The following is an 18,302-nucleotide window of genomic DNA, read 5'->3' on the forward strand; positions in this document are numbered from 1 at the left end:
TTCCCCAAGCGGTATGTGATGGCCGTCAGTATGCGGCGGCAATGTGACAGGTGGGGGAACCGGGGTCGGATCGCCGCAGGGGCTCCGACCCCGTAGCGATCCCGAGGAGCTCGTTCGGCTGGGTTGCCGGCCAGCGGCCGGCACTACCAAGGCCTACTTGCCGATGCAGAAACTCGAGAAGATCCTTCCCAGCAGATCATCGGCACTCATCTGCCCGGTGATCTCACCCAGCGCATCATGCGCCAGCCGCAGTTCCTCGGCGGCCAGTTCCAGGTGCTCGTGCGCCAGCTCGCCATCGGCGCGTTGCGCGTGGTCCTGCGCGCGCTCGATTGCATCCACGTGCCGCGTGCGCGCCGAGAACTCGCCGTCCACCTGCTCCCCTGCACCGGCCGAAGCAATCGAACGCAGGCGCGCGTGCAGATCCTCGAGCCCGGCACCGGTGGCGGCCGAGACGAACACGCGGTCCGGATCGTCCAGCGACGGCAACGCCGCCAGCAGGTCCGACTTGTTGTGGATGTAGACCTTGTGCGGCACCGACGCTACGGCCTCGCCCAGCGCGGCTTCGCCGGCCGCCGGATCGCGCGCATCCAGCACGATCAGCGCCAGGTCGGTGCGCTCGATTTCCACATGCGCGCGGCGCATGCCTTCGCGTTCGATGGCATCGCCGCCGTCGCGCAGGCCAGCGGTGTCGACCAGGGTCAGCTCCAGGCCATCCAGGCGGATGGTTTCGCGCAGGGTGTCGCGGGTGGTGCCGGCGATGTCGGTGACGATGGCACGCTCGCTGCCGGCCAGCGCATTGAGCAATGAACTCTTTCCGGCATTGGGCGGACCGACCAGCACCGCATGCAGGCCATCGCGCAGGCGACGACCGCGTTCGGCATCGCGGCGCAGCAGGGCCAGATCACTGCGCGCCTGTTCCAGCCCACGCCGCACCTGTGCGCCACCGAGCGTATCCAGCGGTTCGTCGGCAAAGTCGATGGCCGCTTCCACGTGGATGCGCAGCAGCACCAGCTGCTCGACCACGGCCTCGATGCGGCGCGAGAACACGCCGTCCAGCGAGCGTCGTGCAGCGCGCGCGGCACGGTTGTCGCCGGCGGCGATCAGGTCGGCGATGGCCTCGGCCTGGGCCAGGTCCAGCTTGCCGTTGAGGAACGCCCGTTCACTGAACTCTCCCGGCCGCGCCTGGCGCGCGCCGAGCGCGATGCAGCGCGCGACCAGCTGCTGCAGCAGCACCGGGCTGCCATGGCCCTGCAGTTCCACCACCTCTTCGCCGGTGAAACTGTTCGGTGCGGGGAACCACAGCACGATGCCGTCATCGATGACTTCGCCCTCGGCATCGCGCAGGCGCGCGTAGTGCGCGTGGCGCGGGCGCAGCGCAGGTGCACCCAGCGCGTGGGCGATGGCCGCGGCACGCGGACCGGACAGGCGCAGCAGGCCGACGCCGCCAGCGCCGGGCGCGCTGGCAATGGCGACGATGGTGTCGGTGTGGATCGCCTCGTTCATCGCTCAGAGTTTCTCCAGCTGCGCGCGCGCCTGGGCCGCACCGCTGCCCTGCGGCTGCAGTGCCAGGTAGGTGGTGTAGGCCTGCCTGGCCTTGGCCTTGTCGCCGGCGTTGAAGTAGGCATCGCCCAGGTTCAGGTGGGCCACGGCGCGCGACGGGTCGATCTTCAGCGTGTTCTCCAGCCAGCGCGCAGCTTCTGCATAGCGCTGCTGGCGGTAGTAGACGAAGCCGAGGTTGTTGGCCGCCTGGGCAAAATCAGGACGCAGCTTCAGCGCTTCGGTGAACTGCGCGGCCGCCTCGTCGTACTGCTTCTCGCGATACAGCTGCAGGCCACGGTCGTTGGCCTGCTGCGCGCGCTGGCGGTCGGAGGCCGGACCGGCGGTGGGCACCACCAGCTTGGCCTTGCCGCCCTGCAGGTCAGCCACGGTCACCGGTGCCTGGCTGTCCTTGGCCTCGCTGGCAGCATCCACCTTGTTGTTCAACGCGATCGCATCGGCAGTCAGCTGGCGTGTGCCGGCGTTGAGGAATTCCTGGCTGTCCGGCACCTGGAACACGAACTCGCCGCCCTGCGAACCGGGCAGGCTGCCGAAGGCCGGGGTCTGGTGCGAGACCGCCGACACGGCCGGCGCCACATAGGCGGCCAGCTCGGTACCGGTGATCAGGCCGTCGCCGTTGAGGTCCCCCTTGCCGGCCAGTGCCTGCAGCAGCACCCAGGTGAACACCGAGTGGCCGTTCGGGCCGGCGTCGGCCACCTGCTGGTCGGCACCACCGGCGGTCAGCATCTGCCGCGCGCTGCGACGCGCGTTCTCGCGCAGGAACGATGAGGACGAGGGGCCACCGCGGGTCAGGCCCAGGCCGCTGTAGCAGGCGTCCATCACGAACATCACGTGCTTGGCCTGCATGCTCTCGGCGATGTTCTGGATGTCGGTCATCGCGATGGCGTCGGTGGCGAATTCCTTCGGATCCGAATCGACCGGGATGATGTAGCCGAGATCGCGCCCGGAGGCCAGCTGGCGGGTCGCGCCATGGCCGGCGAAGAACACGAACACGCGGTCGTTCCTGCCGGTGCGGTCATCGGCCAGGCGGTCGTGGAACGCGGCCAGGATGTTGTTGCGGGTGGCCTGCTCGTTCTTCAGCACGATCACCTGCGAGGACGGGAAGCCGAACTGCCCGGTGAGGGTATCGGCCACCGCCTGCGCATCGTGGCTGGCGTATTCCAGCTTCGGCCATTTGGCGTAGTTGTCGATGCCGACCACGATCGCCCACGACTTCTCGTAGCCGGTGGTGACGGTGGCGGCACCGGTATCGCCCTTGCGCGCACGGGCGACAGTGAAGTCGCGGCCGTTCCAGCCGGCGAACTGGTAGCCATCGGCGATCAGCCGGTCGAGGATCTGCGGCAGTGCCTTCACTGCACGATCGTGGATGTCGTGGAACAGGATGATGCCGCGCTGTTCCTTGTTCACCTGGTCCAGCACGCGCTGCACGATCGACTCCGGCACCGGGTCGGCCCAGTCCATCGAGTCGATGTTCCACATGATCGACTTCAGCCCGGCTTCGTTGAGCAGCTGCAGGCCTTCGGCATTGCGCGCGCCATACGGGAAGCGGAACAGCGGCGCGCGCTTGCTGTCGACGTCCTTCAGCAGCGTGTCGGTGTCGAGCACCTGCTGGCGCAGCGCGTCGCCGGTGGTGCGCGACAGCTGGGCGTGGGTCAGGCTGTGGTTGCCCACCGCATAGCCTTCTTCCATCAGGTTGCGGCTGATCTTCGCCATCGGCCCGAGGCTGACCTTGCCATCGGCCTCGACCTTGCCCAGGTTGCGGCCCACCTCGAAGAACACGCCCGGCACGTCGTAGCGCTTGAGGATGGCCACTACTTCGTCGGTGTAGGCCTTGTGCGGGCCATCGTCGAAGGTCAGCACCACCGTCTTGGCCGGCAGGTCGCGGCCGAAGATCTCACGGTCGCTGTCCTTCATCGACATCGGGTAGGGCTCGATCACCCCGTAGTCGCGCAGGATCGCTTCGCGGCTGTAGTCCCTGTGCAGGTGGGCGATGTAATCGTCCCACTTCTCGCGCTTGAGCTCGATGGCGCGGGTGCGCTCGAAGCGGCTGAAGATGCGGGTCAGTTCCTGGTTGTAGTTGCGCTCGATCTCATCGAGCGCTTCCAGGTCCTCGCCGATGCGCTGGTGCAGCTTCACCGCCGGCAGCGAGGAATCGGTACCGACACGCTCATGCAGATCACGCAGCACTTCGCGGAAGGCCAGGCGGTCGGCGTCGAACAGCTCCGGCGCGGACTCGATGTAGTCCAGCACCGTGCCGAGCGTGGCGAAGCGTTGCGGGCTGCCGCCGCGCAGCAGCGTGTCGAACTGCGCGGCGATGGCCGTGCGCTGTTCCAGGCCATCGTGGAACAGCTGCTGGCCCACGCGCGTGGAAGTGCCGCGGTCGGCGGCCGACTGCTGCGCCTCGTCGGCCAGCAGCACGATGATCCGGCGGTAGCCGTCGAGCTGTTTCTGCAGAGCCGCCAGCAACGGTGCGGCCGCGGGATCGGCGGCGGCCGCGGCCTGCGCGCTCGCCTGGGTGACGGTGGTCGCCGGCGCCTTCGCGTCCTGGTCGCCACAGCCGGCAACGACCAGGGTCAACAACAGCGAGGGCAGGAACGGGCGGAACGACGACGCACGCGGCATGGCGGACTCGAAGGTGGGAGGAACGGTGTGCAGGCGATTCTAACGCCGCATGCGAAAAGCCCGCCTTGCGGCGGGCTTTTCGCGTCGATTGGGGCGGTAGAGTCGACTGTTAGTCGACTGCTCGTCCGCCAGTCGACTAACAGTCGACTCTACAAAGCAGGTGACCTGCGGTCGGGATTACTTCTTCTTGACCGGGGCCGGCGCGGTCGTGGCCGCCACCGGCTCGCCGCCATGGCGCTTGGTCATCCACCACTGCTGCAGCAGGCCCAGGCCGCCGTTGACCACCCAGTACAGGACCAGGCCGGACGGCATGAAGGCCATCATGACGCCGAACACCAGCGGCATGAACTGCATCATCTTCTGCTGCATCGGGTCCATGCCCGGCGCCGGGGTCAGCTTCTGGGTGAACCACATCACCGCCACGTTGATCACCGGCAGGATGAAGTACGGGTCGCGTGCGGTCAGGTCCTGGATCCAGCCGAACCAGGGCGCCTGGCGCAGTTCGACCGATTCCACCAGCACCCAGTACAGGGCGAAGAAGATCGGCATCTGGATGAGGATCGGCAGGCAGCCGCCCATCGGATTGATCTTTTCCTTCTTGTACAGCTCCATCATCGCGGTCTGGAACTTCTGGCGGTCATCGCCATAGCGTTCCTTCAACTGCGCGATGCGCGGCTGGAAACGACGCATCTTCGCGCCGCTCTTGTACTGGGTCGCCGACAGCGGGTACAGCACCAGCTTCAGCAGCACCACCAGGCCGACAATCGCCCAGCCCCAGTTGCCGACCAGCTTGTGCACCTGGTTCAGCACCCAGAACAGGCCCTGGCCGATCACCGCCATCATCGAGAAGCGGCTGTAGTCGACCACGCGGTCCAGGCCCGGCACGTCTTCCTTGGCGATCAGGTTGACCAGCTTCGGGCCGACCCACAGGCGGGCCTCGGTGCTGGTGGACTGGCCCGGGGCCAGGGTGAAGGCCGGGCCACGCGCTTCGATCAGGTCACGACCGGCCACCTGCGACAGCACGTAGTGCGCGGTCTGGTCCTTCTGCGGAATCCAGGCGGTGAAGAAGTGGTGCTGCAGCATCGCCAGCCAGCCGCCGGTGATGTTCTGGTTCAGCGTGCCGTCTTCCAGGTAGTCCTTGAACGCACGACGCTGGTACTTCTTGTCGTTGTCGTACCAGGTGGCGCCGTTGAAGCTGAAGGAATCCGGGTTGGTCATGCTCCGCGACAGGATGGTCGGGGTACGGTCCAGGGTGCGGTAGACGTAACCGTTCCACGGTGCGGTGCCGGCGTTGCTGACTTCATCCTTGAAGCGCACGGCGTACTCGTTGCGCGAGACGGTCAGGGTGCGCTTGATGGTCACGCCGTTGTCAGCGGTCCACACGAACGGGATCTGCAGCTCGTTCTGGCCCTTGGCCAGCACGAAGTCCTTGGTGTCGCCCACCAGCTTGAAGCCGTCAGCGCCGGGAACCGGGGTGTTCTTGTCCTCGCTGGCCCAACCACTGATCGCGCTGTACGGATGCGCGGGGTCCTCGGTCAGCAGGCGTACCGGCGGGCTGCCTTCGTCCTTGGTCTGCGGGAACTGCAGCAGCTCGGCGTCGAGCACGCGGCCGCCATCGAGCACCAGGCGCAGCACGTCAGTGGTGACGGTCACGCGCTGGCTGGCCGGGGTCGCGCTGGCCTGCGCCTGCACCGCCGCCTGGCCGGGGGCACCCGGGACCTGGGCACTGGGAATGCTGCCCGGGGTCGCGCCCGGAACGCTCTGTGCGGCGGCCGGGGCCGACGTGGTCGTCGGTGCCGGGGTGGGGGCAGCCTTTTCACGGCTCCACTCCATCCACAGCAGCACGGCTACCATCAGCCAGGCAAAAATGAGGAATACGCGGGTCTGGTTCATCAGCGGACAGGCTCGGCGGGGCCGGGACGCGATGCCGGCTCGGTCAAAGAAGGAGTTGCGATGCCATCAGGCGGCGGCATTGTGCCGTCCACGCCCGGCGCGGGCAATGCACGCAGGCGACGCAGCAGGCGCAGGAAGGCCTGGCGGATCTCGTCGTTGCTGGCGGAACGCGCAGCACTACGGGCCACGACGACGAAGTCGCCTGGCTGGATTTCGGTACGTGTCTGACGCAGGATGTCGCGCAGGACGCGCTTGATCCGGTTACGCCCCACGGCGTTCGGATCGACCTTGCGGGAAACCGCCAGACCCAGCCTGGCCGGCCGGTCAGCCGGCAGCCAGTGCAGGGTCATCAGCGGATCGGACACACGGCGGGCGCCGTTGAAGACCGTTGAATATTCGGCACGCGTGCGAACCCGCGCAGAGCGAGGGAATCGCTTGCGCGGGTCTGCAGTATTCACTGTCGAAGGGATTGCGTCTGCCGCGAGGTGCGGCATGGCAATCAGGCGCTCAGGACTTTGCGGCCCTTGGCGCGGCGACGCGACAGGATCTTGCGGCCGTCAGCGGTCTTCATACGGGCACGGAAGCCGTGGTCGCGCTTACGCTTGAGGTTGCTGGGCTGGTAGGTGCGCTTCGTGGCCATTGGGGGCCTCTCGTATGAATGGGACGGAAAGAACCGGAAATTCTAGAGAGGTACCCTGCCCCGCGTCAAGCCCTGACAGCTACGCGAATTCACCGGGCTGTGCAATAGCTGTGGATGTTTTTGTGAATAAGTAGGGGACAAGCATTCCGAAGGCGGGCGCTCGGTGGTAGTCTGAGCCATCCATTTCCCCCCTTTCCGGCCTGTGTCTGGGCGCCTTGTCGCGTCCATGCCCCGGCCACCGGACGATTATTGCTGATGGATGCCTGGTCCCGTAGTCTCGAGCGCCTTGAAGCGGAGTTCCCGCCGGAAGACGTTCACACCTGGTTGAAGCCGCTGCAGGCCGATCTGCGCGCGGACAGCCTGGTGCTGTATGCACCGAATGCCTTCATCGTCGATCAGGTACGCGAGCTGTACCTGGCCCGTATCCGCGAGCTGCTGGCCCATTTCGCCGGCTTCAGCGACGTTTTTCTTGAAATCGGCTCGCGCCCACGGCCGGTGGAAGCGCAGAACGCGGCCGTTTCCGCGCCGTCGGCGCACATCGCCAGTGAGCCGCAGGTGCCGTTCGCCGGCAATCTGGACAGCCACTACACGTTCGCCAACTTCGTTGAAGGCCGCAGCAACCAGCTGGGTCTGGCCGCCGCCTTCCAGGCAGCGCAGAAACCGGGCGATCGCGCGCACAACCCGCTGCTGCTGTACGGAGGCACCGGCCTGGGCAAGACCCACCTGATGTTCGCCGCCGGCAACGCCATGCGCCAGGCCAATCCAGGTGCGAAGGTGCTGTACCTGCGTTCGGAACAGTTCTTCAGCGCGATGATCCGGGCCCTGCAGGAAAAGACCATGGATCAGTTCAAGCGCCAGTTCCAGCAGGTCGACGCGCTGCTGATCGATGACATCCAGTTCTTCGCCGGCAAGGACCGCACGCAGGAAGAGTTCTTCCACACCTTCAACGCGTTGTTCGATGGCAAGCAGCAGATCATCCTGACCTGCGATCGCTATCCACGCGAAGTCGAGGGCCTGGAAGCGCGCCTGAAGTCGCGTCTTGCCTGGGGCCTGTCGGTCGCGATCGAACCGCCGGACTTCGAGACACGCGCCGCGATCGTGCTGGCCAAGGCACGCGAACGTGGTGCAGAGATTCCCGATGATGTTGCGTTCCTGATCGCCAAGAAGATGCGCTCCAACGTGCGCGACCTCGAAGGCGCGCTGAATACCCTGACCGCCCGCGCCAACTTCACCGGCCGCGCGATCACCACCGAGTTCGCCCAGGAAACCCTGCGCGACCTGCTGCGCGCCCAGCAGCAGGCGATCAGCATTCCCAACATCCAGAAAACCGTTGCCGACTACTACGGCCTGCAGATCAAGGATCTGCTGTCGAAGCGTCGGACCCGCTCGCTGGCCCGCCCCCGTCAGGTCGCCATGGCGCTGACCAAGGAACTGACCGAGCACAGCCTGCCCGAGATCGGCGACGCCTTTGCCGGTCGCGATCACACCACGGTGCTGCATGCCTGCCGCCAGATCCGGACCCTGATGGAAACCGACGGCAAGCTCCGTGAGGACTGGGACAAGCTGATCCGGAAGCTGAGCGAATGATGCACGGATGCCGATGAGGCGTCATCGCACAAAACGGTGCAGAATCCGGTAGCAAGCGCGGGACACGTTGTGGATAAAAATGCCGTTTGAAATCGCAGCAGATTTATCCACAGCTTTCCCCACCCCTTGGGGGTCGGTAATGCAGAGGGTTTCGAGGTCTGAAATACCTTTAATTACAAAGACTTAGCATTGTTTTCCAGCGATTCTGTCTCTACCAGCACCACCAAGCTTTTGATTTATTCCACATTTTTTAAAGCATAGGGGCACGGAACCACATGCGTTTCACACTGCAGCGCGAAGCCTTTCTCAAGCCGTTGGCACAGGTCGTCAACGTGGTCGAACGCCGCCAGACCCTTCCGGTTCTGGCCAATTTCCTGGTCCAGGTGCAGAACGGCCAGCTGTCGCTGACCGGTACCGACCTGGAAGTGGAGATGGTGTCGCGGATCGCGGTTGAAGATGCCCAGGACGGCGAAACCACCATTCCCGCCCGCAAGCTGTTCGAGATCATCCGCGCCCTGCCCGACGGCAGCCGGATCACCGTCTCGCAGACCGGTGACAAGATCACCGTGCAGGCCGGTCGCAGCCGTTTCACCCTGGCCACGCTGCCTTCGAACGACTTCCCGTCGGTGGATGAAGTGGAAGCCACCGAGCGTGTCGCCATCGGCGAAGCGACCCTGAAGGAGCTGATCGAGCGCACCGCGTTCGCGATGGCGCAGCAGGACGTGCGCTATTACCTCAACGGCCTGCTGTTCGACCTGCGCGGGGATGCGCTGCGCACCGTGGCGACCGATGGCCATCGCCTGGCACTGTGTGAAACCGATCTGGCCAAGCCGAGCGGTTCCAAGCGCCAGATCATCGTGCCGCGCAAGGGCGTGACCGAACTGCAGCGCCTGCTGGAAAGCGGCGATCGCGAGATCGAGCTGGAAGTCGGCCGCAGCCACGTCCGCGTCAAGCGCGACGATGTCACCTTTACCTCCAAGCTGATCGACGGTCGCTTCCCGGATTACGAAGCGGTGATCCCGATCGGTGCCGACCGCGAAGTGAAGGTGGATCGCGAGGCGCTGCGCGCGTCGCTGCAGCGTGCGGCGATCCTCTCCAACGAGAAGTACCGCGGCATCCGCGTGGAAGTCTCGCCGGGCAACCTGAAGATCAGTGCGCACAACCCGGAACAGGAAGAGGCGCAGGAAGAGATCGAAGCCGACACCACCGTCAGCGACCTGGCGATTGGCTTCAACGTGAACTACCTGCTGGATGCCCTTTCGGCCCTGCGCGATGAGGAAGTCATCATCCAGCTGCGCGATTCCAACTCTTCGGCTCTGGTACGTGAATCCAGCAGCGAGAAATCGCGCCATGTGGTGATGCCGCTGCGGCTCTGACAGCGGTCCTGTTCCACGTGGAACCAGACGACGCCCGGGATTTTCCCGGGCGTTTTTTTTAGGTTCCACGTGGAGCATCGAAACGTGCTTCCGCCGCGCTGGTCTGGGCGGACGGTTTATCGAGCTTCAGATCGGAGTGAAACAGGCGGTCGGTTCCCCAGGCAATCACTTGCCCCTGGCCAGGACAACCGTTCGTCGGACGGCCGCCCGATCAGGAACTCAGCGCTCTTTCCTCAGCCGGTCCAGGTTTCCCAGCGGAAGGCGCTGACGCAGGTGAAGGCAGCCGACATCGCGGTGCTCGCGCCTCTGCGAAACGACCCTGTCCACAGGCTGCATTTCCGGCAGATCGGGGCTCGCCTAGCTTCTAAATCTGGGTATAAATCTAAAGCATGGTGGTGATGGTAGCTCCAGATCTGGTGGAAAAACAGGCTATGTTTATGATTTAAAAGATCTTTTTAGGGCTGAAACCCCCTGTATACAGGCCCCACAGCCTGGGGGGGAACCTGTGGATAGTTTCGAGGCCGGTGCAAAGCCGCTTTTTTATCCACAGATTGCCCATACCTTGTGTATAAGTCATACAGTGCCGCTGTGGACAGCGTGAAACGATCGGCGCGAATTTCTTGAAATCTGTGGAACCCTCCAGGACCTTGGGTCTCAGATTTGAAGCAATCTGCAGGAACGGTCGCGGGCTCTCCGTCCGTTATCACGAACCGCTCTCCGTAGACGCGCTGATTTCGCTGAAATCTGGGCGGCTGCTCCCGCCATCGCGGTGCAGAATCGAAGGATTTCGAGGTAACCCGCGACGCCATTGCCGCCACGTGGAACAGGGCATCGTTCTGGACTACCCCGCTCCACGCGGTACGTGGTGCCGTCGGCCCCGGCTTGACCGATGCAGTAAGCTGATGGATTCCCCGCCCCCTCTACCGCCCCGTGCGGATGGTCTTTCGCGCCCCATGCTTATCCGCCGCCTCGCCTTGCACCAACTGCGTCGCTTCAGTGCGGTGGACCTTTCGCCCCAGCCGGGACTGAACCTGCTGACTGGCGACAACGGTGCCGGCAAGACCAGCGTGCTGGAGGCCCTGCATCTGATGGCGTACGGGCGGAGCTTCCGAGGCCGGGTACGCGATGGTCTGGTGCGCCAGGGCCAGGAAGCCCTGGAAATCTTCGTCGAATGGGACGAACAACGCGCGGACCATCCGCCGCACCGCCGGAAGGCCGGCCTGCGCCACAGTGGCCAGGACTGGAAGGGACGATTGGACGGTGAGGACGTGGCCCAGCTGGGCAATCTATGCGCAGCGCTGGCCGTCGTGACGTTCGAGCCCGGCAGCCACGCGCTGGTCAGTGGAGGCGGTGAACCCCGTCGCCGTTTCCTCGATTGGGGCTTGTTCCACGTGGAACCTGATTTCCTGTCCCTGTGGCGCCGCTATTCGCGTGCGCTGAAGCAGCGGAACGCCCTGCTCAAGCAAGGGGGGCCGCCACGGATGCTCGATACCTGGGATCATGAGCTCGCCGAGGCCGGAGAACCTCTGACCAGTCGTCGCCAGCACTACCTGGAGCGCTTGCAGCAGCGCACCGTGGCGCTGGCTGCCAGCCTGGCGCCGCAGCTCGGCATCCAGGGCCTGGAACTCAGTGCGGGGTGGCGTCGGCATGAGCTTCCTCTGGCCGATGCCCTGCTTCTGGCACGGGAACGTGACCGCCAGGCCGGTTACACCTCGGTCGGGCCGCACCGGGCCGATTGGAGCGTGGATTTCCACAGCATTCCCGGTCGTGACGCGCTCTCTCGCGGCCAGGCCAAGCTGACGGCATTGGCGTGCCTGCTGGCACAGGCCGAGGACTACGCGGAGCAGCGCGGCGAGTGGCCGGTGATTGCCCTCGACGATCTGGCTTCGGAGCTGGACCGGACCCACCAGGCGCGGGTACTGGAGCGCCTGCTCAGCGGCCCGGCACAGATCTTTGTCACTGCCACCGAAACCCCGGCAGCGCTGCAGGAGCTGACCCATATTGCCCGGTTCCACGTGGAACATGCACAGATCGTGGCTGTGCCATAGTGGGCACACCAGGGCCGCTCGACCCCGGCTGGTATAATTCGGGTTGGAATCCTTTCATTCTCGGCACATCGCTCCCGGCGGTGGCCGACCTGCGGAGCCTACGGCAAGCGCAATGAGCGACGAACAGAACACCCCGGCAAACAACGGCAATTACGACGCCAACAGCATTACCGCCCTGGAAGGCCTGGAGGCTGTCCGCAAGCGTCCCGGCATGTACATCGGTGACGTGCATGACGGCACCGGTCTGCACCATATGGTGTTCGAGGTCGTCGACAACTCGATCGACGAAGCGCTGGCCGGCCACGCCGACCACGTAGCAGTGACCATCCACGCCGACGGCTCGGTTTCGGTATCCGACAACGGTCGCGGTATCCCCACCGGCAAGCACGAGCAGATGAGTGCCAAGCTGGGTCGCGAGGTGTCCGCCGCCGAAGTGGTGATGACCGTCCTGCACGCAGGTGGCAAGTTCGACGACAACAGCTACAAGGTGTCCGGCGGCCTGCACGGCGTCGGCGTCAGCGTGGTCAACGCGCTGTCGCAGAAGCTGCTGGTGGATGTGTTCCAGAACGGCTTCCACTACCAGCAGGAATTCAGCAACGGCGCCGCCGTGACTGCACTGGCCAAGCTGGAAACCACCACCAAGCGCGGCACCACCGTGCGCTTCTGGCCGTCGACCGTTGCGTTCCACGACAACGTGGAATTCCACTACGACATCCTGGCCCGTCGCCTGCGCGAGCTGTCGTTCCTGAACTCCGGCGTCAAGATCGTCCTCGCCGACGAGCGCGGTGATGGCCGTCGCGACGACTTCCACTACGAAGGCGGCATCCGCAGCTTCGTGGAGCACCTGGCCCAGCTGAAGACCCCGCTGCATCCGAACGTCATCTCGGTCACCGGCGAGCACAACGGCATCGTCGTGGATGTGGCGCTGCAGTGGACCGACTCCTACCAGGAGACGATGTACTGCTTCACCAACAACATTCCGCAGAAGGACGGCGGCACCCACCTCGCCGGTTTCCGCGGTGCGCTGACCCGCGTGCTCAACAACTACATCGAGCAGAACGGCATCGCCAAGCAGGCCAAGATCAACCTGACCGGCGACGACATGCGCGAAGGCATGATCGCGGTGCTGTCGGTGAAAGTGCCGGACCCGAGCTTCTCCAGCCAGACCAAGGAAAAGCTGGTCAGCTCCGACGTGCGCCCGGCAGTGGAAAACGCCTTCGGTGCACGCCTGGAAGAGTTCCTGCAGGAAAACCCCAACGAAGCCAAGGCGATCGCCGGCAAGATCGTTGACGCCGCGCGTGCACGTGAAGCCGCGCGCAAGGCCCGCGACCTGACCCGCCGCAAGGGCGCACTGGACATCGCCGGCCTGCCGGGCAAGCTGGCCGACTGCCAGGAAAAGGATCCGGCGCTGTCCGAACTGTTCATCGTCGAGGGTGACTCGGCAGGTGGCTCGGCCAAGCAGGGCCGCAACCGAAAGAACCAGGCCGTGCTGCCGCTGCGCGGCAAGATCCTCAACGTGGAACGTGCCCGCTTCGACCGCATGCTGTCCTCCGACCAGGTCGGTACGCTGATCACGGCGCTGGGCACCGGCATCGGCCGTGACGAGTACAACCCGGACAAGCTGCGCTACCACAAGATCATCATCATGACCGACGCCGACGTCGACGGCGCCCACATCCGCACCCTGCTGCTGACGTTCTTCTACCGTCAGATGCCGGAGCTGATCGAGCGCGGTTACGTCTACATCGGCCTGCCGCCGCTGTACAAGATCAAGCAGGGCAAGCAGGAGCTGTACCTGAAGGACGACCCCGCGCTGGACAGCTACCTGGCCAGCAGTGCGGTGGAAAACGCCACGCTGGTGCCGGCCACCGGCGAACCAGGCATCGAAGGCCTGGCGCTGGAAAAACTGCTGCTGGCCTACGCCGCCGCGCAGGATTCGATCGAGCGCAACGCCCACCGTTACGACCGCAACCTGCTCGAGGCGCTGGTTGATTTCGTGCCGATGGACATGGAGAGCCTGCGCAGTGCCGGCGACGGCGAAGGCCTGGATGCACTGGCCAAGCGCCTCAACCAGGGCAGCCTGGGCAGCCCGCGCTTCAGCCTGGAGCTGCAGGAAGCCAACGATGAGCGTCCGGCCGCCGTGCTGGTGACCCGTCGCCACATGGGCGAGCAGCACATCCAGGTGCTGCCGATGTCGGCGTTCGAGAGCGGTGAACTGCGCGCCATCCACCAGGCGTCGAAGCTGCTGCACGGCCTGGTCCGCGAGGGCGCGACGATTTCCCGCGGCGCCAAGTCGATCGAAGTCGACAGCTTCGCCAAGGCGCAGAGCTGGCTGCTCGAGGAAGCCAAGCGCGGTCGCCAGATCCAGCGATTCAAGGGTCTGGGTGAAATGAATCCGGAGCAGCTGTGGGACACCACCGTGAATCCGGAAACCCGTCGACTGTTGCAGGTGCGCATCGAAGACGCCGTCGCAGCTGACCAGATCTTCAGCACCCTGATGGGCGATGTCGTCGAGCCGCGTCGCGATTTCATCGAAGACAATGCGCTGAAGGTCGCCAACCTGGATATCTGACACAATCGGCAGCCGGCCGGTGCGCGGGGAGGCGCACCGGTCTCTGTCCCTTGAACGCAGGTATCTGATGTCCGTTTCCGCCCCGGCTTCCGCTCCGCCTCCGGTTCCGCCCGCGTCTGTCCCGCCGCGTGCCGTGGCCCCGCTGGCAGGTTTCTTCATCGACCTGGGTATTGCCGCGATCACCCTGATCGGCCTGAGCATGGTCAGTGGCCTGTTCTGGGGCTTCTACCGCGCGATCATGGTCAGCCGTGCCAATGCGGATGCCAACGGCGGCGCGCTGTCGCCGGATGCCGTCGGCGCAGTGGTCGGCCAGCCCGGCGCCCTGGCGCAGATCCTGATGGCGTTGATCGCTACCGGCGGCGCGGCACTGCTGCTGTACTTCTGGCGGCGTCCGGCGAGCGTCACTGAACGCCAGGCCTCACGGCAGGCGCTGCTGAAACCGTCCACGTGGGGGTGGACCCTGCTGGTGGCGACCCTGATCGTGCTCGGCAGCAACGGCATCGCCTTCCTTTCCAGGCAGTTCGGGATCGAGCCGGTGCCGACCAACGTGGAACTGATGCAGAGCGCGATCGCGCGCTTCCCGCTGTTCCTGGTGCTGTTTGCGGTGATCCTTGCGCCGGCGTACGAAGAACTGCTGTTCCGCCGCGTCCTGTTCGGGCGCCTGTGGCAGGCCGGCCGCCCCTGGCTGGGCCTGGTCCTCAGCAGCCTGGCCTTCGCGCTGGTCCATGAAGTGCCCGGTGTCAGCAAGAACTCGCTGCTGGGCATGGCGCAGCTGTGGCTGGTGTACGGCGGCATGGGCGCCGCCTTCTGCTGGCTGTACCGACGTACCGGCACCCTGTGGGCCGCCATCGCCGCGCATGCGCTGAACAACGCGGTGGCGCTGGCCGCAATGGTGTTCCTGGGGTCAACGTAACGCTGTGCCCGCTTGACGAAAGATTAAGCAGGTACGCTACACACTGCGCACATGAACACGGGGGCGGACCCATGAAACAACTGCTGCTGGCTCTAGTCATCACCACCGTCGTCAGTGCCTGCGCGACCACGACCTCGCCTACCGGACGACGGCAGATGGTGGGCGGCGTGTCGCAGGCACAGCTGGACCAGCTCGGCGCGCAGGCGTTTGCCGAGACCAAGCAGAAAGAGAAGATCAGCACCGATGGCCGCCAGAACGGCTACGTGCAGTGCGTGGTCAACGCGCTGGTGGCGCAGTTGCCGCCCCAGTACCGTGGCGTACGGTGGGAGACGGCGGTCTTTGTCGACAAGGAACCCAACGCGTTCGCCCTTCCCGGCGGCAAGGTGGGCGTCAATACCGGCATCTTCACCGTCGCCAAGAACCAGGATCAGCTGGCTGCCGTGATCGGCCACGAAATCGGCCATGTGATCGCCCGCCACCACGAAGAGCGCATTACGCGCCAGATGGGCGCGCAGACGGGCCTCGCCGTCCTGGGGGCACTGGCCGGTGCTGCCTATGGCGATGGTGCCGCCAGCACGGTCAACCAGTTGGGTGGCATGGGTGCGCAGGCGGCTTTTCTGCTGCCAGGCTCGCGGACCCAGGAAAGCGAGGCCGATGTCATCGGCCAACGGCTGATGGCCCAGGCCGGCTTCAACCCGGCGCAGGCGGTCGATCTGTGGCAGAACATGATGGCGGCCAGCGGTGGTCGCAGCCCGCAGTGGCTGTCCACCCACCCCGATCCGGCCAACCGGATCCAGGAACTGCGCCGTGATGCACCGGGCCTGACGCCGGTGTACCAGCAGGCGCAGGCGGCCGGGCTGCGGCCAAAGTGCGGATGAGTGCGCAGTTCTATGCTGTATTGCAGCACATAAAACGATTTCTCACGCCATCTGTTTCTGATACGTTTGGCGGCTCAGATTTTTCTGACAGTCCGACTTTGCCGCTATCCGGCGGTTCGATCGAGGTGAACGATGATTTTCCGTAACCACAAAGCTGTGCTTTCCGTCCTCGTCGCGACCGCCCTGACCGGCGCCGTGGTCACCGATGCCTTTGCGCAGTCCTCGCGTTCCTCCGACCGTGGCAGCCGCGGCGGCGGCAGCAAGCAGGCCAAGGCCGAACCGCTGTACCCGAATGCGACCCGCCAGGAGCCGACCGCCAAGGCCTCGGCCAAGATGGGCAGCAAGCTGCAGAAAATGATTGACAGCTACAACAAGGAAAAGTTCCCGGAAACGCGTGAGCAGGCCGACGCGATCCTGGCAGACAGCGCGTCCAACGAGTACGACAAGTCGCTGGCCGCGCAGCTGGCCTCGCAGGCGGCCTACCAGACCGACGACGTGCCGGGCGCGATCGCGTACCTGAAGCAGGCGATCCAGTTCAACGGCCTGGACAACAACGGTCACTTCCAGTCGATGCTGATGCTCGGCCAGCTGCAGCTGCAGGAAGACCAGACCGCTGAAGGCCTGGCCACCCTGGACAAGTACTTCGCCGAGAGCAAGTCGACCAAGCCGGAAGAGCTGATTGCCAAGGGCCAGGCGCTGTACCAGCTGGAGCGCTACCAGGAAGCGATCCCGGTGCTGAAGCAGGCCATTGCCGGTGCCACCGAGCCGAAGGACAACTGGAACCAGCTGCTGATGGCTGCCCTGTCCGAAGCCGGCCAGACCGGTGAGGCGGTGCAGGCCGCAGAAGCGCTGGCGGCCAAGAACCCGAATGACAAGAAGGCCCAGCTGAACCTGGCCAACATGTACATGCAGGCTGACCAGATGCCGAAGGCCGCCGCGGTGATGGACAAGCTGCGCAGCAGCGGCCAGCTCACCGACGAGCGCGAGTACAAGCAGCTGTACTCGATCTATGCCAACACCGAGAACAAGGAAAAGGACGTCATCGCGGTCATCAACGAGGGGTTGCAGAAGGGCATCCTGAAGCCGGACTACCAGGTCTACCTGGCGCTGGCCCAGTCCTACTACTACTCCGACCAGGTGCCGCAGGCGATCGACGCGTGGCAGAAGGCCGCCCCGCTCTCCAAGGACGGTGAGACCTACCTGAACCTGGCACGCGTCCTGCATGCCGAAGGTCGCATCCCGGAGGCCAAGCAGGCCGCCCAGCAGGCGCTGGCGAAGGGTGTGAAGAACCAGGCTGATGCCAAGAAAATCATCAACCTGAAGTAAGTAGGAATAACGCCTGAACGCCTGCTCAGTTGATGCGCAGGCGCTCAGGATTGGTATAAGCTTGGAGGTTCCTGCGGTGTCATGCACCGCTGATCAGGGATTCCGCCCCCGGCATCCCGGCCCCACTATTGAGCTCTTGGCGCATGACGGAACAACTAGTCGTTCACCGGTACGAACAACCCGATGACAAGGGGCTGAGCTGGCCTCGCATCGTCGGCATCGCGTTTGTAATTGCCCTGCATCTGGCCGCCTTCATGATGCTCCTCATTCCCGCCGTGGCTCCCAAGGCCGTCGCGGAGAAGGAGCGCAACGTCATGGTGACCATCGTCGACGCGCCGCCGCCGCCCCCACCGCCGCCTCCGCCGCCGCCGCCGCCGCCGCAGGATACTCCGCCACCGCCGGTGAAGAATCTGTCGCCGCCGAAGCCGTCGCCCGTACCGCCGCCGCCGCAGGCGCCGGTCGTGGACGTGCCGGAGCCGCGCCCGAACGATATCGTCACCCCGCCGTCGCCCCCGTCGCCGCCGGCTCCGCCGACCTCGATCGAGGCCAGCGTGGACATCTCGTCGAAGGCCATGAATCCGCCGCGCTACCCGCCGGCCGCCTTCCGCGCGGGTATCCAGGGCGAAGTGATCCTGATCATTGATGTCGATGCCAACGGCAACGTCACCAATGTCACGGTGGAAAAGTCCAGCCGTAACCGCGACCTGGACCGTGCTGCGATGGAAGCAGCTCGCAAGTGGCGCTTCAACGCCGCTGAATCTGGCGGTAAGAAGGCGGCAGGTCGCGTTCGCGTCCCGGTCAACTTTGCGCTGAACTGATGCGTCCGGGTGGCCCTCCGGCCACCCCCGCTCCCGGTTCGATTGTTTAGCTTAGCTACACCCTTTATCACC

13 protein-coding genes are annotated in these 18,302 nt (G+C 65.1%); 8 read left to right on the forward strand and 5 right to left on the reverse strand.

Features of this window, described 5'->3' with window-relative positions; genetic code table 11:
- Window positions 1–153 precede the first annotated feature (153 nt).
- The 5 genes from mnmE to rpmH form a co-directional block, all read right to left on the reverse strand.
- On the reverse strand, window positions 154–1,503 hold the full coding sequence (gene mnmE, locus AC5P9I_RS15270) for a tRNA uridine-5-carboxymethylaminomethyl(34) synthesis GTPase MnmE (protein WP_064239575.1): 1,350 nt from the start codon (window positions 1,501–1,503) through the stop codon (window positions 154–156).
- Between the two features lie 3 nt (window positions 1,504–1,506).
- The gene (locus AC5P9I_RS15275) at window positions 1,507–4,179 is read right to left on the reverse strand and encodes a polysaccharide deacetylase family protein (protein ID WP_049468398.1); all 2,673 of its coding nucleotides are present in this window, start codon (window positions 4,177–4,179) and stop codon (window positions 1,507–1,509) included.
- Between the two features lie 177 nt (window positions 4,180–4,356).
- Window positions 4,357–6,072: a membrane protein insertase YidC gene (yidC, locus tag AC5P9I_RS15280; protein WP_049468400.1), complete on the reverse strand. Its 1,716-nt coding sequence runs from the start codon at window positions 6,070–6,072 to the stop codon at window positions 4,357–4,359.
- On the reverse strand, window positions 6,072–6,566 hold the full coding sequence (gene rnpA / locus AC5P9I_RS15285; RefSeq protein WP_074725861.1) for a ribonuclease P protein component: 495 nt from the start codon (window positions 6,564–6,566) through the stop codon (window positions 6,072–6,074). The genes yidC and rnpA overlap by 1 nt, the downstream gene beginning before the upstream one ends.
- A gap of 5 nt (window positions 6,567–6,571) precedes the next feature.
- Window positions 6,572–6,712, reverse strand: a complete 141-nt coding sequence (gene rpmH, locus AC5P9I_RS15290; RefSeq protein WP_005411729.1) for a 50S ribosomal protein L34 — start codon at window positions 6,710–6,712, stop codon at window positions 6,572–6,574.
- Between the two features lie 255 nt (window positions 6,713–6,967).
- Between rpmH and dnaA the strand changes: the two genes are divergently transcribed.
- The 8 genes from dnaA (at window position 6,968) to AC5P9I_RS15330 (ending at window position 18,230) form a co-directional block, all read left to right on the forward strand.
- Window positions 6,968–8,299: a chromosomal replication initiator protein DnaA gene (gene dnaA, locus AC5P9I_RS15295; RefSeq protein ID WP_049468402.1), complete on the forward strand. Its 1,332-nt coding sequence runs from the start codon at window positions 6,968–6,970 to the stop codon at window positions 8,297–8,299.
- A 275-nt stretch (window positions 8,300–8,574) separates the two neighbouring features.
- Complete coding sequence (gene dnaN, locus AC5P9I_RS15300) at window positions 8,575–9,675, forward strand: DNA polymerase III subunit beta (protein ID WP_005411731.1); 1,101 nt, start codon at window positions 8,575–8,577, stop codon at window positions 9,673–9,675.
- 953 nt (window positions 9,676–10,628) lie between these two features.
- Window positions 10,629–11,723 (forward strand): DNA replication/repair protein RecF, encoded by a 1,095-nt coding sequence (gene recF / locus AC5P9I_RS15305; RefSeq protein ID WP_049468404.1) that lies wholly within the window; start codon window positions 10,629–10,631, stop codon window positions 11,721–11,723.
- A 112-nt stretch (window positions 11,724–11,835) separates the two neighbouring features.
- On the forward strand, window positions 11,836–14,295 hold the full coding sequence (gyrB, locus tag AC5P9I_RS15310) for a DNA topoisomerase (ATP-hydrolyzing) subunit B (protein ID WP_049468406.1): 2,460 nt from the start codon (window positions 11,836–11,838) through the stop codon (window positions 14,293–14,295).
- A 67-nt stretch (window positions 14,296–14,362) separates the two neighbouring features.
- The gene (locus AC5P9I_RS15315; protein ID WP_049468407.1) at window positions 14,363–15,208 is read left to right on the forward strand and encodes a CPBP family intramembrane glutamic endopeptidase; all 846 of its coding nucleotides are present in this window, start codon (window positions 14,363–14,365) and stop codon (window positions 15,206–15,208) included.
- A 71-nt stretch (window positions 15,209–15,279) separates the two neighbouring features.
- Entirely contained in the window at window positions 15,280–16,086 is an 807-nt protein-coding gene (locus tag AC5P9I_RS15320) for a M48 family metallopeptidase (protein WP_014645409.1), read from the forward strand.
- Between the two features lie 132 nt (window positions 16,087–16,218).
- A complete protein-coding gene (locus tag AC5P9I_RS15325) occupies window positions 16,219–17,412 on the forward strand; it encodes a tetratricopeptide repeat protein (RefSeq protein ID WP_049468409.1) in 1,194 nt (397 codons plus the stop codon).
- A gap of 143 nt (window positions 17,413–17,555) precedes the next feature.
- The gene (locus AC5P9I_RS15330) at window positions 17,556–18,230 is read left to right on the forward strand and encodes an energy transducer TonB (RefSeq protein WP_197605463.1); all 675 of its coding nucleotides are present in this window, start codon (window positions 17,556–17,558) and stop codon (window positions 18,228–18,230) included.
- Window positions 18,231–18,302 lie beyond the last annotated feature (72 nt).

This window comes from Stenotrophomonas sp. YJH_SMC_29, assembly GCF_059371235.1.

Bases quoted from the DNA above. Each gene is read 5' to 3' on its own strand.
- mnmE (WP_064239575.1), bottom strand. From the start codon at position 1,503: ATGAACGAGGCGATCCACACCGACACCATCGTCGCCATTGCCAGCGCG.
- AC5P9I_RS15275 (WP_049468398.1), bottom strand. From the start codon at position 4,179: ATGCCGCGTGCGTCGTCGTTCCGCCCGTTCCTGCCCTCGCTGTTGTTG.
- yidC (WP_049468400.1), bottom strand. From the start codon at position 6,072: ATGAACCAGACCCGCGTATTCCTCATTTTTGCCTGGCTGATGGTAGCC.
- rnpA (WP_074725861.1), bottom strand. From the start codon at position 6,566: ATGCCGCACCTCGCGGCAGACGCAATCCCTTCGACAGTGAATACTGCA.
- rpmH (WP_005411729.1), bottom strand. From the start codon at position 6,712: ATGGCCACGAAGCGCACCTACCAGCCCAGCAACCTCAAGCGTAAGCGC.
- dnaA (WP_049468402.1), top strand. From the start codon at position 6,968: ATGGATGCCTGGTCCCGTAGTCTCGAGCGCCTTGAAGCGGAGTTCCCG.
- dnaN (WP_005411731.1), top strand. From the start codon at position 8,575: ATGCGTTTCACACTGCAGCGCGAAGCCTTTCTCAAGCCGTTGGCACAG.
- recF (WP_049468404.1), top strand. From the start codon at position 10,629: ATGCTTATCCGCCGCCTCGCCTTGCACCAACTGCGTCGCTTCAGTGCG.
- gyrB (WP_049468406.1), top strand. From the start codon at position 11,836: ATGAGCGACGAACAGAACACCCCGGCAAACAACGGCAATTACGACGCC.
- AC5P9I_RS15315 (WP_049468407.1), top strand. From the start codon at position 14,363: ATGTCCGTTTCCGCCCCGGCTTCCGCTCCGCCTCCGGTTCCGCCCGCG.
- AC5P9I_RS15320 (WP_014645409.1), top strand. From the start codon at position 15,280: ATGAAACAACTGCTGCTGGCTCTAGTCATCACCACCGTCGTCAGTGCC.
- AC5P9I_RS15325 (WP_049468409.1), top strand. From the start codon at position 16,219: ATGATTTTCCGTAACCACAAAGCTGTGCTTTCCGTCCTCGTCGCGACC.
- AC5P9I_RS15330 (WP_197605463.1), top strand. From the start codon at position 17,556: ATGACGGAACAACTAGTCGTTCACCGGTACGAACAACCCGATGACAAG.